Origin of the sequence: Bradyrhizobium manausense (genome assembly GCF_018130615.1) — a bacterium.
Lineage (GTDB): Bacteria > Pseudomonadota > Alphaproteobacteria > Rhizobiales > Xanthobacteraceae > Bradyrhizobium > Bradyrhizobium manausense_A.
In genome coordinates this window covers 493,203-511,691 of record NZ_JAFCKB010000003.1, presented here as the reverse complement: position 1 = coordinate 511,691, position 18,489 = coordinate 493,203, and the positions used below count along the sequence as shown (strand labels likewise).

At 65.8% G+C, this 18,489-nt stretch carries 19 protein-coding genes; 12 read left to right on the top strand and 7 right to left on the bottom strand.

Going from position 1 to position 18,489, the window contains the following annotated elements:
* A partial coding sequence (locus JQ587_RS08790; protein ID WP_212425038.1) for a hypothetical protein occupies positions 1–264 on the bottom strand: 264 nt, incomplete at its 3' end.
* Between the two features lie 14 nt (positions 265–278).
* On the opposite strand from JQ587_RS08790, the gene JQ587_RS08785 reads away from it, so the two are divergent.
* The 5 genes from JQ587_RS08785 (at position 279) to JQ587_RS08765 (ending at position 5,324) form a co-directional block, all read left to right on the top strand.
* On the top strand, positions 279–1,061 hold the full coding sequence (locus JQ587_RS08785) for an RsiV family protein (protein WP_212425052.1): 783 nt from the start codon (positions 279–281) through the stop codon (positions 1,059–1,061).
* A gap of 122 nt (positions 1,062–1,183) precedes the next feature.
* Positions 1,184–2,170, top strand: coding sequence for a tripartite tricarboxylate transporter substrate binding protein (locus JQ587_RS08780; protein ID WP_212300349.1), 987 nt, complete (start codon positions 1,184–1,186; stop codon positions 2,168–2,170).
* Between the two features lie 41 nt (positions 2,171–2,211).
* The gene (gene meaB / locus JQ587_RS08775; protein WP_212425037.1) at positions 2,212–3,201 is read left to right on the top strand and encodes a methylmalonyl Co-A mutase-associated GTPase MeaB; all 990 of its coding nucleotides are present in this window, start codon (positions 2,212–2,214) and stop codon (positions 3,199–3,201) included.
* On the top strand, positions 3,198–3,866 hold the full coding sequence (locus JQ587_RS08770) for a pyroglutamyl-peptidase I (RefSeq protein WP_212300347.1): 669 nt from the start codon (positions 3,198–3,200) through the stop codon (positions 3,864–3,866). The genes meaB and JQ587_RS08770 overlap by 4 nt, the downstream gene beginning before the upstream one ends.
* A gap of 87 nt (positions 3,867–3,953) precedes the next feature.
* Positions 3,954–5,324 (top strand): TIGR03808 family TAT-translocated repetitive protein, encoded by a 1,371-nt coding sequence (locus tag JQ587_RS08765; protein WP_212425036.1) that lies wholly within the window; start codon positions 3,954–3,956, stop codon positions 5,322–5,324.
* 21 nt (positions 5,325–5,345) lie between these two features.
* Here JQ587_RS08765 and JQ587_RS08760 read toward each other — a convergent pair whose 3' ends face one another.
* From JQ587_RS08760 to JQ587_RS08745, 4 genes are all read right to left on the bottom strand, one after another.
* Positions 5,346–5,942, bottom strand: coding sequence for a TIGR03809 family protein (locus JQ587_RS08760; RefSeq protein ID WP_212425035.1), 597 nt, complete (start codon positions 5,940–5,942; stop codon positions 5,346–5,348).
* A gap of 471 nt (positions 5,943–6,413) precedes the next feature.
* Complete coding sequence (locus JQ587_RS08755; protein ID WP_212300344.1) at positions 6,414–8,108, bottom strand: S8 family serine peptidase; 1,695 nt, start codon at positions 8,106–8,108, stop codon at positions 6,414–6,416.
* Between the two features lie 16 nt (positions 8,109–8,124).
* Positions 8,125–8,817: a hypothetical protein gene (locus JQ587_RS08750; RefSeq protein WP_212300343.1), complete on the bottom strand. Its 693-nt coding sequence runs from the start codon at positions 8,815–8,817 to the stop codon at positions 8,125–8,127.
* A complete protein-coding gene (locus tag JQ587_RS08745; RefSeq protein ID WP_164938793.1) occupies positions 8,814–9,383 on the bottom strand; it encodes a sigma-70 family RNA polymerase sigma factor in 570 nt (189 codons plus the stop codon). Before JQ587_RS08745 ends, JQ587_RS08750 begins: the two co-directional genes overlap by 4 nt.
* Positions 9,384–9,822: 439 nt before the next feature.
* On the opposite strand from JQ587_RS08745, the gene JQ587_RS08740 reads away from it, so the two are divergent.
* On the top strand, positions 9,823–10,980 hold the full coding sequence (locus JQ587_RS08740; protein WP_212425034.1) for a GGDEF domain-containing protein: 1,158 nt from the start codon (positions 9,823–9,825) through the stop codon (positions 10,978–10,980).
* 63 nt (positions 10,981–11,043) lie between these two features.
* Positions 11,044–12,141 (top strand): DUF2336 domain-containing protein, encoded by a 1,098-nt coding sequence (locus JQ587_RS08735; protein WP_212425033.1) that lies wholly within the window; start codon positions 11,044–11,046, stop codon positions 12,139–12,141.
* Here the strand turns inward: JQ587_RS08735 and JQ587_RS08730 are convergent.
* Together JQ587_RS08730 and JQ587_RS08725 are read right to left on the bottom strand one after the other, a co-directional pair.
* Positions 12,138–12,776, bottom strand: a complete 639-nt coding sequence (locus JQ587_RS08730) for an NrsF family protein (protein ID WP_212425032.1) — start codon at positions 12,774–12,776, stop codon at positions 12,138–12,140. The genes JQ587_RS08735 and JQ587_RS08730 overlap by 4 nt on opposite strands.
* Positions 12,777–12,778: 2 nt before the next feature.
* On the bottom strand, positions 12,779–13,324 hold the full coding sequence (locus tag JQ587_RS08725; RefSeq protein WP_212300339.1) for a sigma-70 family RNA polymerase sigma factor: 546 nt from the start codon (positions 13,322–13,324) through the stop codon (positions 12,779–12,781).
* A 289-nt stretch (positions 13,325–13,613) separates the two neighbouring features.
* Between JQ587_RS08725 and JQ587_RS08720 the strand changes: the two genes are divergently transcribed.
* The 5 genes from JQ587_RS08720 to JQ587_RS08700 all read left to right on the top strand — a co-directional run bounded on the left by JQ587_RS08720 (position 13,614) and on the right by JQ587_RS08700 (position 18,369).
* On the top strand, positions 13,614–14,300 hold the full coding sequence (locus JQ587_RS08720) for a hypothetical protein (protein WP_212425031.1): 687 nt from the start codon (positions 13,614–13,616) through the stop codon (positions 14,298–14,300).
* A 136-nt stretch (positions 14,301–14,436) separates the two neighbouring features.
* The gene (locus JQ587_RS08715; RefSeq protein WP_212425030.1) at positions 14,437–15,216 is read left to right on the top strand and encodes an enoyl-CoA hydratase; all 780 of its coding nucleotides are present in this window, start codon (positions 14,437–14,439) and stop codon (positions 15,214–15,216) included.
* A 222-nt stretch (positions 15,217–15,438) separates the two neighbouring features.
* Complete coding sequence (locus tag JQ587_RS08710; protein ID WP_212300336.1) at positions 15,439–16,836, top strand: TolC family outer membrane protein; 1,398 nt, start codon at positions 15,439–15,441, stop codon at positions 16,834–16,836.
* Between the two features lie 23 nt (positions 16,837–16,859).
* Positions 16,860–17,417: a P-loop NTPase family protein gene (locus tag JQ587_RS08705; protein ID WP_212300335.1), complete on the top strand. Its 558-nt coding sequence runs from the start codon at positions 16,860–16,862 to the stop codon at positions 17,415–17,417.
* 40 nt (positions 17,418–17,457) lie between these two features.
* Positions 17,458–18,369, top strand: coding sequence for an amidohydrolase family protein (locus JQ587_RS08700; RefSeq protein WP_212425029.1), 912 nt, complete (start codon positions 17,458–17,460; stop codon positions 18,367–18,369).
* The last annotated feature ends 120 nt before the right edge of the window (positions 18,370–18,489 follow it).

The following is an 18,489-nucleotide window of genomic DNA, read 5'->3' as shown; positions in this document are numbered from 1 at the left end:
CGGCACGGTGATCGCGGACGCCGCCGAAGAGCTGATCCGCAAGCTGAATGCCCGGCTCGGGCACAGCGAGGCGGCGGAGTAATTCCGCCGCCCTCGGGCTCCCGGCATCAAACCGGCAGGCGCGCTATCGCGACCAACCTTCACTATCCGGTCATTCTCGCCGCGCGTTCTGCGCCCGTTCACCTTGCGATCGTTACGCTCATGCAGATGTTCGAACGTCTCGACGGCTGCCGTATACAAAATTGATGGATATTGAAGTGGCATATCATCGTGCAAATATGCGGGCAGGATTACTCGCGATCTTTTCTGCCGTGGCGACGATCGCCTTGGTCTCGCCTTCCCTCGCCGCCGACCCTAAGCCTGACGCAATCATCAAGACCAAGAGCATCGTGGCCCGTGTCTTCCTCGACGACAAGATCAAAGCCGATGCGCCACTCGCCGCCGATTGCCTGGCCGAAGGCAAGAAGTGGCTCGACAAGAACGCGGCCGACGCCGCCGCCGCGCGCAAGCAGGATCCGCAATTCTTCAAGGACGGCGGCTGGGACTTCGAGCGCAAATATTCGATCCGCTCCGTCGTTGCCGATCGCTACGTCAGCGTCCTGCGCGACGACTACATGGATACCCATGGCGCCCATCCCAACTCGGACGTGAACACGGTGCTGTGGGACAAGGCCGAGAGCAAGCGCATCTCGATCCGCCCATTCTTCACCGAGACCGCTGACAAGGGGCCGACAATGAAGGCGATGGTGAAAGCCGTCATCGCCTCGCTGAAAACTGAGAAAAGGAAGCGCGACAGCAGCGAGACCGCGACCGACGAATGGTTCAAGGGTGTCGAGCCGAGCCTCACCAAGATCGGCGCCGTGACGCTCGCGCCGTCGACCGAAACAGGCAAGAGCTCCGGCCTCACCTTTCATTACCCGCCCTATGCGGTCGGCCCCTACGCCGAGGGCCAATATGTTGCATTCGTTCCGTGGGAGACATTGAAGCCCTATCTCACGCCGGAGGGCGCACGCATTTTCGGCGGGGCGCGGCCAAAGGGCGACGCTGAGGAGCAGCCATGAGTTCCGACGGAACCCGTTGCGCACGGCGTCACAGGGGCTGCCGCTTGCGACATCGGCGCAAAGCTGCATAGCATGCCGCCTCGATACCAGCCCGATTCCCGAGGGCGCCGCCGGGATTTTTGATGCCAGGGATCACGCGCCGCAATTTCGCGGCCTCTTCTGTGGCCGCCGCCACATCCGCTCTTCTCACGCCGGCACGCGCGCAAGCCTATCCGGCGCGGCCGGTGACCTTGGTCGTGCCCTGGGGCGCCGGCGGCGGCTCGGATGCGACCGCGCGCATCGTGGCGACGCTGCTGGAAAAGGAGCTCGGCCAGCCGTTCAACGTCGTCAATCGCACCGGAGGATCCGGCGCCGTTGGCCATGCCGAGATCGCAGCCGCACCGCCGGACGGCTACACCATCGGCATGCTGACGGTGGAAATCGCGATGCTGCATTGGCAGGCCCTGACGCATCTGACGCCGCGGAACTTCACACCGCTCGCGTTGATGAACGAGGACCCGCCGGGCATCCAGGTCTCCGCGTCCTCGCCGTACAAGACGGCGAAGGAGCTGATGGATGCCATCAAGCTCGCATCGCCGGGACGCTTCAAGGCATCGGGTACTGGGCAAGGCGGCATCTGGCATCTCGCGCTCGTGGGCTGGATGCAGGCGATGGGATTGCCGGCAAACCAGGTCGCATGGTCGGCATCGAATGGCGCAGCACCGGCGATGCAGGACCTCGTCGCGGGCAGCCTCGATCTCACCACATGCTCGGTGCCGGAGGCGCGCGCCACCATCGAAGCCGGCCAGGCGCGCAGCCTCGCGATCATGGCGCACGCGCGCAATCCGATTTTCCCCGACGTCCCGACGCTGAAGGAAACGCTCGGCGTCGACTACTCCACCAGCTCATGGCGCGGCATCGGCGCACCCAGGGGCCTCACCCCGGACATCGCCGCCAGGCTGACGGCGGCCTTGAGGAAGGTGTACGATTCCTCCGCCTTCAAGGATTTCATGACAGGACGCGGTTTTGGCACGGTGTGGCGTGATGCCGGCCAGTTCGAAACCTTCATGGACCAGGCGGATCGCCAGATGGGCCAGGCCATGAGGGCGGCCGGTTTTACCAAGGCCTGACGGGCCCTCGCCTGCCTGCTCTCGCCGTTGTAAAGCAGGGCATGGTTGAGAAGAAGACTCTGCTGGACATCACCTCCCTCGCCCGCGACCTGCGCGCGGGCCATCGCGCGGCGCTGGCGCGTGCCATCACGCTGGTCGAGAGCCGGCGCAGCGACCATCAGGCACAGGCGCGTGAGCTGGTGCAGATGCTGCTGCCCGACACCGGCAGGGCGGTGCGCGTCGGCATCACCGGCTCGCCCGGCGTCGGTAAATCCACCACCATCGATGCGCTCGGGACCTATCTGATCGAGCACGGCAACAAGGTCGCGGTGCTCGCGGTCGATCCGTCCTCGGCACGCAGCGGCGGCTCGATCCTCGGCGACAAGACGCGGATGGCTCGATTGTCGGCGTCCGACGATGCCTTCATCCGCCCCTCGCCGTCGTCAGGCACGCTCGGGGGCGTCGCGGCCAAGACGCGCGAGGCGATGCTGCTCTGCGAGGCGGCCGGCTTCAACGTCGTGCTGGTCGAGACCGTCGGCATCGGCCAGTCGGAGACGGCGGTCTGTGACATGACCGATTTCTTCCTCGCGCTGATGCTGCCGGGCGGTGGCGATGAGCTGCAGGGCATCAAGAAGGGCCTGGTCGAGCTCGCCGACATGATCGCGATCAACAAGGCCGATGGCGACAATCTCAAGCGCGCCAACATCACCGCTGCCGACTATCGCGGCGCGCTGCACATCCTGGCGCCGAGGTCCGAGCATTGGCATCCACCCGTCGTCACCTATTCGGCACTGGCCGGCACCGGCATCGCCGAGCTGTGGCAGAAGATTCTGGAGCATCGCAAGGCGATGAACGCATCCGGCGAGTTCGCCGCGCGGCGGCGCGAGCAACAGGTGAAATGGATGTGGTCGATGCTGGAGCAGCGCATGCTGGCGCGACTGCGCAGCGAGGCGTCGGTGCGCTCGAAGGTGCGGAAGATCGAGGCTGAAGTGGCCGACGGCCACCTCACGCCGGCACTCGCTGCCGAGCAGATATTGGAGTTGCTGCAATGAGCGATAGGCTTCGCATTCTCCTCACCGGCTTCGGCCCGTTTCCCGGGGCGCCGCATAATCCGACCCAGCCGCTGGTCGCGCGGCTGGCGCAACTGCGCCGTCCCGCGCTCGATGATGTCGAGCTATCGCGCCACATCTTTCCGGTGACCTACGCCGCGGTCGACCGGCAATTGCCGGAGGTGCTCGCGAAAGTGAGGCCGGATGCGCTGCTGATGTTCGGCCTCGCTGCGCGCACGCCGTATCTGCGCATCGAGAGCCGCGCACGCAACGCCGTTACGATGCTCTGGCCCGATGCCGCCAACACCCGCTCGAGCAAGCGCGGCATCGCCGGTCGTGCCGACGCCATGACGTTCGGGCCGCACACGGCGAGGCTGCTGCGCGCCGCGCGCCTCACCGGCATCGATGCCCGGCCTTCACGCGATGCCGGGGCCTATCTCTGCAACTATCTGAGCTGGCGTGCGATCGAGAACGTCAGGGCCGGCGGGCCGCGGCTTGCGGCATTTATCCACATTCCCCTGCTCGCGCGCAGCGGTGCGGTGCGGCGCAAGGGCGCGCCGCGGATCACGCTTGAGGAGCTGGTGGATGCTGGCGAGGCCATGCTGATGGAGATGGCGAGATTGACGAGGAAAGCGCGGAACACACACTGCGCCGGGGTAAACATTTAACCCTACTGCGAATAATCCCGACGAGCCCGGCCGCCCTGCGCTACCTAACCTTCGCGGACACCTCCCGCGTCCGCCGAAGGACGCGTCATGAACCTCAACCGCCGACATCTCATCGGGGCTTCGACCGCCGGCATCGCGGGTGCACTCGCCATGCCTGCCGACGCCGCGCGCGCGGCGCCGCTGACGTCGCTGCTCGGCCGCGATGCAACCCAATACGGCGTGCGGCCCGGCAGCAGCGAAGATCAGACGCGCGCGCTCCAGCGCGCCATCGACGAAGCGTCACGCGCGCAGATGCCGCTGGCGCTGCCGCCGGGAATCTACCGGACCGGCCAGCTGCGGCTGCCGCATGGCGCGCAATTGATCGGCGTTCGCGGCGCGACGAAACTCGTCTTCACCGGCGGAGCCTCAGCGATCCAGAGCGACGGCTCCGACGCAATTGGCCTCAGCGGCCTCACCTTCGACGGCGGCGGCATTCCGCTGCCGACGCGGCGCGGACTGATCCACATCCTTGCCGGCCGCGACGTCCGCATCGCCGATTGCGAGATCACCGGCTCCGGCGGCAGCGGCATCTGGCTCGAGCAGGTCTCCGGCGACATCTCCGGCAACATCTTCACCAACATCGCCGTGACGGCGGTGGTCTCGTTCGACGCGAAGGGGCTCAGCGTGTCCCGCAACACCATTGTCGGCACCAACGACAACGGCATCGAGATCCTGCGCACCGCCATCGGCGATGACGGCACGCTGGTGGCAGACAACCGCATCGAGGACATCAAGGCTGGTCCCGGCGGCTCCGGCCAGTATGGCAACGCCATCAACGCCTTCCGCGCCGGCAACGTGATCGTGCGCGGCAACCGTATCAGGAATTGCGACTACTCCGCGGTGCGCGGCAACTCGGCCTCCAACATCCACATCACTGGCAACAGCGTCAGCGACGTCCGCGAGGTCGCGCTCTATTCCGAGTTCGCGTTCGAGGCCGCGGTGATCGCCAACAACACCGTGGACGGCGCTGCCGTCGGTGTCTCCATCTGCAATTTCAACGAAGGCGGCCGCATCGCGGTGGTCCAGGGCAACATCATCCGCAATCTGATCCCGAAGCGGCCGATCGGCACCGCACCGGACGACGACGCCGGCATCGGCATCTATGTCGAGGCTGACACGTCGGTGACCGGCAATGTGATCGAAAATGCGCCGTCCTACGGCATCGTCGCCGGCTGGGGCAAATATCTGCGCGATGTCGTGATCTCGGGCAATGTGATCCGCAAGGCGCTCGCGGGCGTCGGCGTCTCCGTCGTATCAGGCGCCGGCACCGCGCTCGTCAACAACAACATGATCTCGGAAACCCCGCGCGGCGCCGTAGTCGGCCTCGATCACGTCCGTGCCGTGACGGCCGACTTGTCGGTGGAGGGTGCGCAACGGTTTGCGCAGGTGGTGGTCGGCGGGAATGCGGTGCGGCAGTAGGCGGGCCGCCGGGCGCCGCCCCTAAAACGTATTCCGCAGCAGCGGGTATTTTGCCTCGATACCGTCGAGGCTGAAGGTGAATTCGACGACGCGCTCGGGGGCGGTGACGATTTCATCGGCCGGCGGCGAGAAGGTCTGCAAGAAAGACGCGATCGACGCCACAGGCGCGGTCGAAGCCGCCGGCATCATTGGAGCCGCCGGCGCGACCGGTGCAGTCGGCGCCTCGACGATTTCGGCGAGCACGTCTACCTTGGGCTCGAGCCTGACCGGAACGGAGGTCTCGGGCGCGATGTGCACCGCCTTCGGCTGCACGGTCTGGGCCTGCTCGCGCGGAAACACACGCGGCATCGTCGCCGGCGACCAGCCGAATGCAGAAGTCACGCTCGCGGCGGCCGCGGCGACGTCCTCACCATTCGCCAGTGCGCGCCAGGTCTGGACCGCGCGTTTGGCTTCCTGGATGTTTTCGAGGAATGCGAGCTCGGAATGATAGCGGCGCCAGCGTCCGGTCTCGAACATCTCGGAGAGATGCTCCAGCCGCTGCTCGGCGAGAGCGCACCAACGTGCCGCAACGTCGCGGCCCGCAGCCGCGGCGCGAACCGACTCTTGGCGATGTGTCATGAACCAGCCCGTCAGGAGAAAAATACGGACGCGACGCAACGCACACGAATCAATTTAGAAGCGACATGAATATTTTGTGGAAAAGTTTTGACTTGTCCAGCAACGACACGGCTCTCGTCATGAAATACCGTAGTCGTGCGGAGTTTTCAGGGGTTTGCGAGTCAAGCTTCACACAAGCATAGCGGGCTTGTCGCGCGCCCGGACAACGATCCCACACGCGGGCTCAACCGCAGGCTGATCCCTCACCACGCTTCAAGAAATCGGACGCCCAAAAAGAAAAGACCCGTCCGGGGGGACAACCGGACGGGTCGAGCCATATGGGCGCTTGGGGTGGATGGGCGCTCGCGCCTGATATGACTGATGGGGAGGGATGACCGCTCCCACATAATTTGGTCGTGGCAGCTGGCTGAACGTTCAAAAGCGGCGTCCGAATTTTTAACCCTTGGCCTGCGTGCAATCTTGTCGCAGGCGCTATCGCGCCGCCGGCCTATCCGCCTGAGAAATCGCAGGTTTATCGTCCGCGCTTGACAGCGAGGGCTGCGCGATCGCGCGGACGCCGGGGTCGTCACGGCGCTTCTCGGCATCTTCACGTTTAGTTGTACCGGAGGCAGATGCGACCGGCGTCGCGCTGTCGGCGGGAACAGCCGTCACCGCGGCAAACGCATCGGCCTCGCCGTCGCCGTAGAGATCATCACGCCCGGGTGAACCGAGGTCACGCGCGGTCTTCGCCAACGTCATCCGCAAGGCTTCAGGCTTCAGGGTGTAATTGCGCTCGAGCAGCAGTGCCGCGACGCCGGAGACATAGGCCGCCGAGAACGAGGTACCGGACGTCATCTGGTATTTGCCGTCCGGCGCCGGCAGGAAGATGTCGACCCCGGGTGCGGCGAGCGCGATGTAGTTGCCGCGGTTCGACGCCGCGAACAGCTTGTCCTGCTGGTCGGTCGCGCTGACCGCGATCACATTGGGATTGGCAGCGGGATAGAGCGGCGGCGACTTGGCGCCGGCATTGCCGGCGGCTGCGATCAGCACCAGGCCGCGCGCAGCGGTTGCCGCGATCGCGCGCTCGATCACCGCGTCCTTCGGACCGGCAAAACTCATATTGACGATCTGGGCGCCGTGCTCGGCGGCATAATTGAGCGAGCGCAGGATGATGTAGGACGAGCTCTCGGCGCTGCCGGTGGTGCCGCCGAAGGCACGAATGGCGATGATGCGCGCTTCCGGCGCGCTGCCCATCAGCTTGGCATGTGCCACGATGGCGCCCGCGATGCCGGTGCCATGAACATGGGCGCCCTCGGTGCTGCCGAGCGCGTCGAAATTGTCGGAGATGGAATTGGCGAGCTCGGGATGCTTGGCGTCGATGCCGGAATCAATCACGGCAACCGTGACGTTGGCGCCGTGCGCCAGGGTGTGCGCCTGTGGCAGGCGCAGCTTTGACAACGCATATTGGGCCGGATCGCCTTCGGTCGGCATGGCCGGCTTCTGGTCCTGAAGCAGGTAGCGGAAGTTCGGCTGAAGCGAGCGCACGCTGCCGTCGGCGGCAAATTCACGCCGCACCGTCTCGTACGGCCGCCCGTCCGCGACGCGGAACAGCCCAACCGTGGCCCCGATCAACGGGAAATTCTCCGAAGAGACGCGGGTCAAGCCGTGGCGGCGCGCCAGCTCGTCGGCCTCGGTCACGGACAGCGCCGCATCGATCTCGGCTACGAATTCGTTGGCGAAGCTACGCGAGCCAACGGCGACAGGCGTTTTGTTACCTCGTCCTTTGCCGGCGCTCTTCTTGCCTGACTTGCCGGCGCCGTCACCGCCCGTGTTCGGCTGCCCGAGGCATTCGCCGTCGGCGTCGCGATAGGCTGCCGTGCATGAGGGGTAGAGGTTCGGCGAATAGTGCGCGTAGGGCAGCACCGGCATCGGCCCCATCCGGGCCGAAGGAACCCGTGCGACCGTCGTCGTGGTGATGGTGCGTGGACCGCGATCAACGCTCACCGCCCGCGCAGCGACGGTGGGAGAGATGGTCGGCGTGCGCGAGGGGACGCTGATCGTGGGCGTGCGCATGATCGCCTGGGCGTGCGCCACCTCGATACCGAGGCAGGAGGCGAGCAGGAGCGCGGCCCCGACCGACGAAGCGTAGGCCCCGGCTCGCAACTGACTCTCGAACTTGCGCGTCATTGGTGCAGGGGCGCGTTTAAGGCGCCGCCACGGCGAGATTGACGAACTTCTCGCGCTGCATCCTGCCGAGCAGCGCGGCGAGCTCGTCCTGGCTCATCGCCTTGTCGAACTGGAGGCGGAACATGCCGCCCTTGGCATCGCCGATGATCGAGGCCTGGTAGCTGTCGAGCAGCGCGGTGATGTCCGCGACGCGCGCTTCGGGCGTGAAGCGCACCAGCGCCCGCGAAGGCGCAGCCGCGCCCAGCTCGCGCGTGATCGGCGCGCCGGTCGAGAGCGATGCGGTCTGGAAGGTCGAGGGCTGGGTCTTCATCAGCACGGCGCCGATGATGCCAGCCTGGAGCACCAGCGCGACGGCCCCCAAGCTCGCCGACCAGGCCAGCGTGCGCGGCGACAGGCCGGCAAAGAACGTGGCAACACGTGCCGGCAGCGGCAGCGAACCGGTCGCCCGCGCCGGCTCGGCGTCGATCGCAGCAAACAGCTTCTGCATGGCGCGGGCGGACGGAGCACCCAGGCTCTCGTTCAGATGGATGGTCTCTTCATATTCACCGCGGATCGCCGCATATTGTTTTGCGAGCTCCGGATCGCTGGCGAGCGCGTCCTCGACGCGGCGGGCATCGCGCGCATTCAGCGTGCCGGCGGCATGCCACGGCAGCAGCATCTCGATCTCACCGGGCTCTCGCTCCAGCATCTTCTTGCTCAATGCCATCATGGCCAGCCTCGCTCAATGCCGGCTGCCTTCAGCAGTTCGGCCAATTTCTTGCGCGCATAGAAGAGGCGCGTCTTTACCGTGTTCTCCGGGATCCCGACGATCTCCGCCACCTCTTCCACGGACTTCTCGTGGTAGTAGACGAGGTCGACGATTTCCCGATGGTCCGGCGAGAGGCCCGTCAGACACTCCCGCAACGCTTCACTGGTATCCTTCTTCTGCACCACCGTTTCGGGATCGTCGGACGAATCCTCGATCGCGTTGGCGGCCTCGTCGTCCAATTCAAAATCCTTGCGGCGCCGGAGCGCAGACAGGGCCTTGAATCGGGTAATTGCCAAGAGCCAGGTGGAAACAGCGGACCGGCCCTCGAATTTGCCGGCCTGACGCCAGACATCGAGAAATACCTCGCTGATGAGGTCTTCCGCCGTCTGCTCGTCCCGCACGAGCCTGAGCCCGAACCTGTAAACCCTGACATGGTGCCGCCCGTACAGCACCTGCATGGCGAGCCGGTCGCCTTGGGCGATCCTGGCGATCAGGACCTCGTCCGTAGCCGCCTGTGTCACGCTCAATGGCCGTCTCGCAAAGTTGGTCGGGTCGATACGGCGGAGGGTTCGACGGGCGGTGCAAAATTGTTCAACCTACCGCAGTCATACGGGGACCTGTGTGATCTACCCCACATACGCGCGATTTCCTCGTCCCACCCGTGGCGGTTGGCTGCTTCGCTCCAGAACGGTAACATAATACGGAAATACTCTCTTCGGACTTGCCGCGGCCGGCACAGACGGCCCGACCGAGCCCGGTTCATAACACGGCCCTGTGCACCTTATGTCGCGCGGCGGCGGCTTTGGTCCGCGATAATCGCCTGCGATGCCTAACTGGCTGCAAAATTCCGCGCCGCCAGAAGCCCTCCCCGCGCAGTGTCCCCCTCGGATTCGGTTCAAAAAGGATACCAAACCTAAAGGCTTGCCACGTAGATTTTTTCGGCTGACATCCACCAATGGCGGGACCATGAGCACGGCCGCGACGTCCTTTCCGGAGAGGAATGCCGCAGAGGTCGCGGATATCGTCCTCACGCCCGAGGCGGCCGCGCCCGAGGTGCTGGCGCGCCGTGTCCGGCAGCGCCGGCAGATGTATATCGGCCAGGTCGCGAGCTACTCGCTCGGCGCCTTCGTGCTGTTGCTATACGCCTATGATGGCGCCGTTCACATCAACGTTCCATCGTTGTTCTGGGTCGGCGGCCTCCTGATCATCGGCATCTTCGCGGTGATGTCGGAGGCCGGCGTCGGCGACAGGCACAACGACCATTATCTCACCGTCTTCCAGATCTCGGCGCATATGGCGCTGCAATTCATGTTCCTGGTGTCGGTGCCAACGATCGGGATTGCCTTTATCAGCGTGCTGTTCCTGATCTTCGCCTTCGGCACGCTGCGCATGACCTCGGCCCAGGCGATGCTGACCTGGGCGCTCGCGACCGTCGCGCTCGCGGCCGTGTTCCTCGGCTCCGACCTGCCGATCGGCATGCCGGTTGCGACGCGGCTGCAGCGGATCGCCTCGATGCTGTGCTTCGTGCTGGTGATCGGCCAGTGCGCCTTTCTCGGCCTGTTCGGCGCAACGCTGCGAAAGATCCTGTACCGGCGCAGCATCGAGTTGAAGGCCGCCTATCGCCGCATCGAGGAACTCGCCGAGCTCGACGAGCTCACCGGCTCCTACAACCGCCGCTGCATCATGCGGCTTCTCGACGCCGAGATCGAAAAGTCGCGGCAGTCGTCCGCACCTTGCGCCATTGCGCTGATCGACCTCGACTGGTTCAAGCGCATCAACGACGCCTACGGCCATCCCGTCGGCGACGAGGTGCTGCGGACCTTCGCCATCACCATCTTCGCCAACATCCGGCCCGACGACCGCTTCGGCCGCTACGGCGGCGAGGAGTTTCTGCTGCTGCTGCCCGGCACCGCGAGCGAGGCCGCATCGCGCATGCTCGACCGGCTGCGCAGCATCGTCGCCGAGCTCGACTGGAGCGCATTTTCGCCCGGCATGCACGTGACGATTTCCGCCGGCGTCGTGACGCTGCGCGACCTTGATACTGCCGACACGTTTCTCGCGCGCGCCGACAGCGCGCTCTATTCCGCCAAGGCGCAAGGGCGCAACCGCATTTCCACAAGCTGACCAATTCATTTGCTGCCGGCCAGCGAGACGACGCTGCCGGACCGAACGCTCCAGGACAGGGCTATGAGATCATCCGTCAAGTCATCCGAGAATTTGCTCGAGGAATTGCAGACCGCGCTCGCGCACGGCACCGTCGCGCGCCGGGTCGAGACGCTCCGCCGCGTCACCGACCTCTTCATCAACAACGCCGTGGACTATTCCGACGACCACGTCCGGGTTTTCGACGACGTCTTCCAGTGCCTGATCGAGCAGATCGAGACCTCGGCCAAGGCGCTGCTCGCCGATCGCCTCGCACCGATCGCGGCCGCGCCACCGCAAATTATCCGCACGCTCGCGCTCGATGAGCTCATCGAGGTCGCCGGCCCCGTGCTGACGAAGTCGGAGCGGCTGGACGATACCACCCTGATCGAGATCGCGCGCAACAAGAGCCAGGCCCATCTCAAGGCGATCTCGCTGCGGCGGGTGCTGTCGGAGGCGCTGACCGACGTGCTGGTGACGCGCGGCAATGAAGACGTGGTGCAGTCGACCGTCAGCAATCCCGGTGCAAAGCTCTCAGAGAGTAGCCTCACCGACCTCGTCACCCGCGCCGAGCGCGACGACGATCTTGCCGCCTGCATCGGCCTGCGGCCCGACCTGCCGCGACATCACTATCTGAAGCTGGTCGCCAGGGCCTCCTTGAGCGTGCGTAGGAAGCTGGAGGCCGCCCATCCGGAACTCGCAGACGAGGTGTCGAGCGTGGTCCAGGAGGCGGCGCAGCGGGTCCGTGCCGCCGCCATGACCCGGCAGACCGAAATGGCGCGCGCGCTGGTGAAGTCACTTCACGATGACGGCCGCCTCACCGAATTCCAGATCGCGACCTTCGCCGAGCAAGGCAAGTTCGACGAGACGAACGCGGGGCTCGCGGCGCTCGCCGGCGTCACGGTCGAGACCGCCGAGAACATGATGATCGAGAGCCGCACCGAGGGCGTCATGATCCTCGCCAAGGTCGCCGGCATGCAATGGTCGAGCGTGCGCGCAATCATCGCCATGCGCGAAAAGCTGTCCGGCGGATCGCAGACCGACATGCTGACGCTGCGCGATACCTACGAGGCCCTGCGCAGCTCCACCGCACAGCAAGTGCTGCGCTTCCAGCGGATGCAGAACACGACGTCGGCGGCTTAATACCTCAGCACCCTCGACCCCACCGCCGCGCCGATCGCGGTGACGACCGCGGTCGCGATTGTGTACCAGGTCGCGACGAACAACGGCGAGTCGTCGGTACAATGCGAGGCGTAGAGCGTGGCGGCGAGTCCGGCCGACAGCAGGCCGGCAAGCGCGCCGGCAAGCGCCGGGCGCGACGGTGCGCCATGGCGCAGGCCGAACAATGCGCCCGCGAGCAGCGGCAGCGACATCGCGGGGATCGCCAACATGCACCACCGCGAGTTCTTGCCGACGAGTCGCATCGTCATCGGCATGGCCGGCGCCATCATCGCCTCGCTGCCAATCGCGACCGCGAGCAGCCCGACGGGCAGCAGCAGGAGCCAGCCCCAGCCGCGCATCAGGGCTTCGGGTCGCGACAGATGCAGGCTGATGATGATCGCGGGGATCGCGAGCGACAAAGTGACCGCGAACTTCGTGTCGAAGAACGGGTTATGCATCGCCGTCATCACGTCCGGCCGCACGCCCAGGAAGGTCGCAAAAATCAGGATCGAGAACGGTGCAGCCACCAGGAGGCCCGTGGTCAGCAGCGCGCCGACACGCGGAGCGCGATGGGTGTTGTCGGCGGCGAGCGTGCGAATGAGTTGATCGGTATCCATGACTAGTGGTCCCGTAGTTTGGCGGTCAGGGCCGCAAGCCCCCGATGCAGCGCGACCCGCACGGCACCTTCGCTCATCGAGAATTTCGCCGCCGTATCCTTGATCGAGGCGCTGTCGACCGCGATCGACTGCAACACGTCGCGCTGGCGCTGCGGCAAGGTGTTGAGCTGCGCCGTGACTTCACTCGCCGAAGCCGTCTCTTGCGGCATCTCACCGGGCAGCGTCTCGACGAAATCGTCGATGTTGACGAAGACGCGCCGGCCGCGGCGTCTGAGCGCGTCGATCAACTTGTTGCGCGCGATCGCGAACAGCCAGGGCGCGAAGGGGGCTTCGCTGTCCCAGGTGTGCCGCTTCAGATGCACCGCCAACAAAATCTCCTGCACGATATCCTCGGCCTGGTCGGGAGGCTGCCCGGCACGCGCCAAGCCGCGCCTCGCTGCAGCGCGCAACACCGGTGTGACCGCCTTCAACAGGCGATGATACGCCGCATCATCGCCCGCCATGGCCGACCGCATCAGGCCGGTCCACTCGTCCTCACGTCCGCGCACGCGCGCCCCTCACCATTGCAATTCGGCCGCTCTTTCAATTTGTTACGCCACGACCAAAGCGATCACGAAGTCGTGATCGCTCTGAACCCGGCCAGGAGCAACCGCATGAAATTTCGTCAGGCTCATAACACCGTTCGGTCCCTGCCGCACCCGGCAGGCTGGTGCGCTCGACCGGTTTGCCCCGGTTTTGCCCGGTGTGGCCCGAAGATTCCCATTTTTTGCCCCGCTGTCGTCATGCCCCAGGGTCTCTGTTCGCTCCCGGGACGGGCGCATTGGGGAGATCGTCAACATGATGAAAGCCAGCGAACGCGCGGCATTGGTCATTCTGGCCGGACTATTGCTGCTGTTTGGAGCGACGGCGCAGGCCGCGCCGAATTCGGCCGCAAGCACGAGCGACAGCAAACAGGCCGAAGCAAGCAAGCCAGCCAAGCCGCGGAGCCATTCGTCTCGCCGCCACACCGACAGCAAGACGGCGCAGAAATCCGACGACAAGACCAAAAAGTCTGATCAGACGGACGCAACGGCGCAGGCCGACGAGGCCAAAACTGGCACCAAGGCTGGCAAAGAAGCCAGCACCGACGTGCCGGCCTCGAACCAGATGCCGCCGGACGTCGCCAATGCCAATGCGCAGCTCGCTCCCGCCGATCCGCCGCCTGCGGCTGCAGCTTCCGCAATGACAGGCCGCGCCAACGACAACGTTCAGGCCGCAGCCGATAGTACCGCTGCTCCCAATGCCGAGAACCAGGTGGTCGCGCCCGACCAGCTCAACGACCTCGACCGCGCCCTGCAGCAGGACAACCCGCCCGCGCAGAAAGCGGTGATCGCCGCAACCGACGCACAGCCGCGTCCCGCGCCGGTGATGGCGAGCAGCCAGCCGAGCTCGGCCTGGGACCAGAGCTCCCTGATCGGCAAGATCTTCATCGGGGTCGGTACGCTGCTGACACTGGCCTCCGCCGCGCGCATGTTCATGGCCTGAGGCTTGACCTAATTCTTGGCCTGACGGCCCCTTTTCGGGGCGTGCGCCCGGCGCGCGTCCTGGTGGCTTTTGGCCCTCTTGAAGCCCACCCCGCCAGCGGGCACATTGCCCGCCCAATCAAACGCGTGGGTGGAGCATGAGCACGTTCGAACACATCATCGTCGAAAGCAAAGGCGCGGTCGGCATCATCAAGCTGAACCGGCCCAAGATGCTCAACGCGCTCTCCTTCGGCGTATTTCGCGAGATTGCCGCCGCCGTCGAGGATCTCGAGGCCGATGACGCCATCGGTTGCATCGTCGTGACCGGCAGCGAGAAGGCCTTTGCCGCCGGCGCCGACATCAAGGAGATGCAGCCGAAGGGCTTCATCGACATGTTCTCCGAGGACTTCGCCGCGATCGGCGGCGACCGCGTCGCGCGCTGCCGCAAGCCGACCATTGCCGCAGTCGCCGGCTACGCGCTCGGCGGCGGCTGCGAGCTCGCCATGATGTGCGATTTCATCATCGCCGCCGACACCGCCAAGTTCGGCCAGCCCGAAATCACCCTCGGCACCATTCCCGGCATCGGCGGTACCCAGCGCCTGACCCGCGCGATCGGCAAGTCCAAGGCGATGGACCTCTGCCTCACCGGCCGCATGATGGACGCCGCGGAAGCCGAGCGCAGTGGCCTCGTCAGCCGCATCGTGCCCGCCGAAAAGCTGATGGACGAGACTATGGCGGCCGCCGAGAAGATCGCCGCGATGTCGCGACCAGCGGTGGCGATGGCCAAGGAAGCGGTCAACCGCGCCTTCGAAACGACGCTCGCTGAGGGCATGAGCGTCGAGCGCAACCTGTTCCACGCGACCTTCGCGCTCGAAGACCGTTCCGAGGGCATGGCCGCGTTCATCGAGAAGCGCAAGCCGGTGAACAAGAACCGGTAAAGCCGACGGACGGGTAAGGCTGGTGTAAGACTACTCCCCATTCCCGCACCCCCCTGTGACGCACCTGCAACAAGCACGGATTTCATGGGGGTTTCCTCCGCGGCAGTTTGCCTGCGCGACCGGCGCTGGGTAAACAGTTAAGAGAGCCGCCGTCGGCGGGGGCGGACAGCCGGGGTTTTGCGGGATTACATGATTGGGCGTACCGCCAGAGCTGGGCGCGCGATGACGCGGCGTCAATCGGGCGTGGGTCCTGTCCTGGCGACATGGACCACGCTGGCGCTATGTTGCGCGCTGCCTGCTGCGGCCTCTGCGGAGGCCCTGCCGGAGGCGCTGGTCAAGGCCTACCAGACCAATCCGCAACTCAACGCCGAACGCGCAAGGCAGCGCGCCACCGACGAGAACGTGCCGCAGGCGCTGGCCGGTTACCGGCCGCAAATCGTGGCGAGCCTCAGCGCCGGCCTGCAGGCCGTGCGCAACCTGCTGCCGGACAACACCATCCAGACCGCAACGCTGAAGCCGTGGACGATCGGGGTCACGGTGTCGCAAACCCTGTTCAACGGCTTCCGCACCGCCAACAGCGTGCGGGTCGCGGAACTCCAGGTGCAGTCCGGCCGCGAGGCGCTGCGCAATGTCGGCCAGGGCGTCCTGCTTGACGCCGTCACCGCCTACACCAACGTGCTCGCGAACCAGTCGCTGGTCGAGGCGCAGCGCTCCAACGTCGCCTTCCTGCGCGAGACGCTCGCCATCACCCAACGCCGCCTCAACGCCGGCGACGTCACCCCGACCGATAGCGCCCAGGCCGAGGCGCGCCTCAATCGCGGCCTTGCCGATCTCAACGCCGCCGAAGTCGCGCTCGCAGTGAGCCAGGCGACCTATTCCCAGGTGATCGGCAATGCGCCCTCCGCGCTTCGCCCCGCCGAAGTGGTCGATCGCTATTTGCCGAAAAACCGCGAGGATTCGATCGCGATGGCGATCCGCGAGCACCCGGCGGTGATGGCAGCCGGCTTCGACGTCGACGTCGCCTCGACCAATATCCGCGTCGCCGAAGGCGCGCTGCTGCCGAGCGCCAGCCTCCAGGGCAGCGTCAGCCGCAGCCGCGACAGCGACCAGACGCTCGGTACTTTCGGCACCGACCAGGCCTCGATCGTCGCCAACGTCACCGCGCCGATCTATGACGGCGGCCAGGCCGCGTCACAGACCCGGCAGGCCAAGGAAGTCACGGCGCAGAGCCGGCTCGTACTCGATCAGGTGCGCAATCAGGCCCGCACGGCCGCGGTGAGCGCCTGGGTCGCCAATGAAGGCGCCAAGATCGCGGTCTCGGCCTCGGAGTCCGAGGTGAAGGCCGCGACCGTCGCGCTCCAGGGCGTGCAGCGCGAGGCCGCCGGCGGCCAGCGCACTACGGTCGATGTGCTGAACTCGCAGGCCGATCTGATCCAGGCCCGGGCCCGTCTGATCGGCGCGTTGCGCGACCGCGTCATCGCCTCCTACACGCTGCTCAGCGCCGTCGGCCATCTCGACGTCAAGACGCTGAGCCTGAACACCCCGGACTATCTGCCCGAGGTGCATTACCATCAGGTGCGCGACGCCTGGCACGGCCTGCGCACGCCGTCGGGGCAGTAATTTCAAATCTTCCGGCAACACCGATGAAGAGCCACCGCATCCATCTGATGGGAGCTTCAGGCTCCGGCGTGACGACGCTCGGCCGCGCGCTCGCGGGCCGGCTGGCGCTGCCGCATCACGACACCGACGATTATTTCTGGCTGCCGACCGTTCCGCCCTACCAGACGACGCGCCCTGCCGCCGATCGGCTGCGCCTGATGCGCGAGATGTTCCTGCCGCGCCTCGATTGGGTGCTGAGCGGAACCGCCACCGGCTGGGGCGACGAACTCGTCACGTTGTTCGATCTCGTCGTCTTCGTGTCAACGCCGAGTAAGCTTCGCTTGCAGCGCCTGCGCGCCCGCGAAGCTGCTCATTTCGGCGCCGATGCCGTCGCGCCCGGCGGCTGGCGTCATGAGGAGACGGAGTCGTTCGTCGAGTGGGCTTCGCACTACGAAGCCGGGGATCGCGAAGGCCGCAGTCTTCCGAAAGACGATGCGTGGCTTGCCAGTCTGCCCTGCCCGGTTGTCCGCGTCGATGGCGCACGTCCGCTTGCGGAGCTCGTCGAGCAGCTATGCAGCGACGTGGCGGGACTGCCCGGCTGATGTGATATCGTTCGGCACCTTCCACGCCGCCGGAGCCGCCATGACCGACAAAGTTTATGCGCGCGCAGCGCAGCCCGCGACGCCGGTCAATTTCGACGTGCCAGCGGATGCCTGCGACTGTCACACGCATATCCATGGCGATGTCGAGAAGTTTCCGTTCTTCACGGGGCGCGTCTATACGCCGGGGCCGGCAAGTCCGGAAGAAATGGCGGCGTTGCATAAGGCGCTGCATATCGACCGCGTCGTCATCGTCACGCCGAGCGTCTACGGCGCCGACAATTCCTCCAGCCTGTTCGGGATCAAGGCCCGCGGCGCCACCGCGCGCGGCGTGGCCGTGATCGACGACAACACCACGGAAGCTCAACTCGACGCGATGCATGCGGACGGCTTTCGTGGCATCCGCATCAATCTTGCAACCGACGGCGTCAACAATCCCGATGTCGGCCGCGCCCGCTTCACAGCTGCGGTCGAGCGCATGAAGGCGCGCGGATGGCACGTGCAGCTCTACACGACGTTGTCGATGATCTCCGCGATCAAGGACCTCGTGCTGGCCTCACCGGTCCCCGCCGTGTTCGACCATTTCGGCGGCCTCGAGGCCGCGCTCGGACTGGAGCAGCCCGGCTTTGCCGACCTCGTCGCGCTCGTCAGATCCGGTAAGGCCTATGTGAAGATATCCGGCGCCTACCGCTCGTCGAAGCTCGCCCCCGACTATCTGGACATGGTGCCCTATGCCCGAGCGCTCATCGCGGCGAACACAGACCGCATCGTCTGGGGAACCGACTGGCCGCATCCGGATTCGGGTCACGTCGAGGGGCGGAAAGCCACCGACATCGCACCGTTCCATGCGATCGATGACGGACGCCTGCTGAATCAGCTGCCGGCCTGGGCGCTGGATGCGGACGTGCGCAAGAAGATCCTGGTCGACAACCCGGCACGGCTCTACGGATTCTGATTCGTATCGCGCAACGCATCTCGCCGGATCGGCTTGCTTGTCATGGAACTTGAATCCACCTCACGCAATGGAACCGTTGCAGCGGAAGCACATTTCTGGTCGCGAGGGCAGAACGGAAAA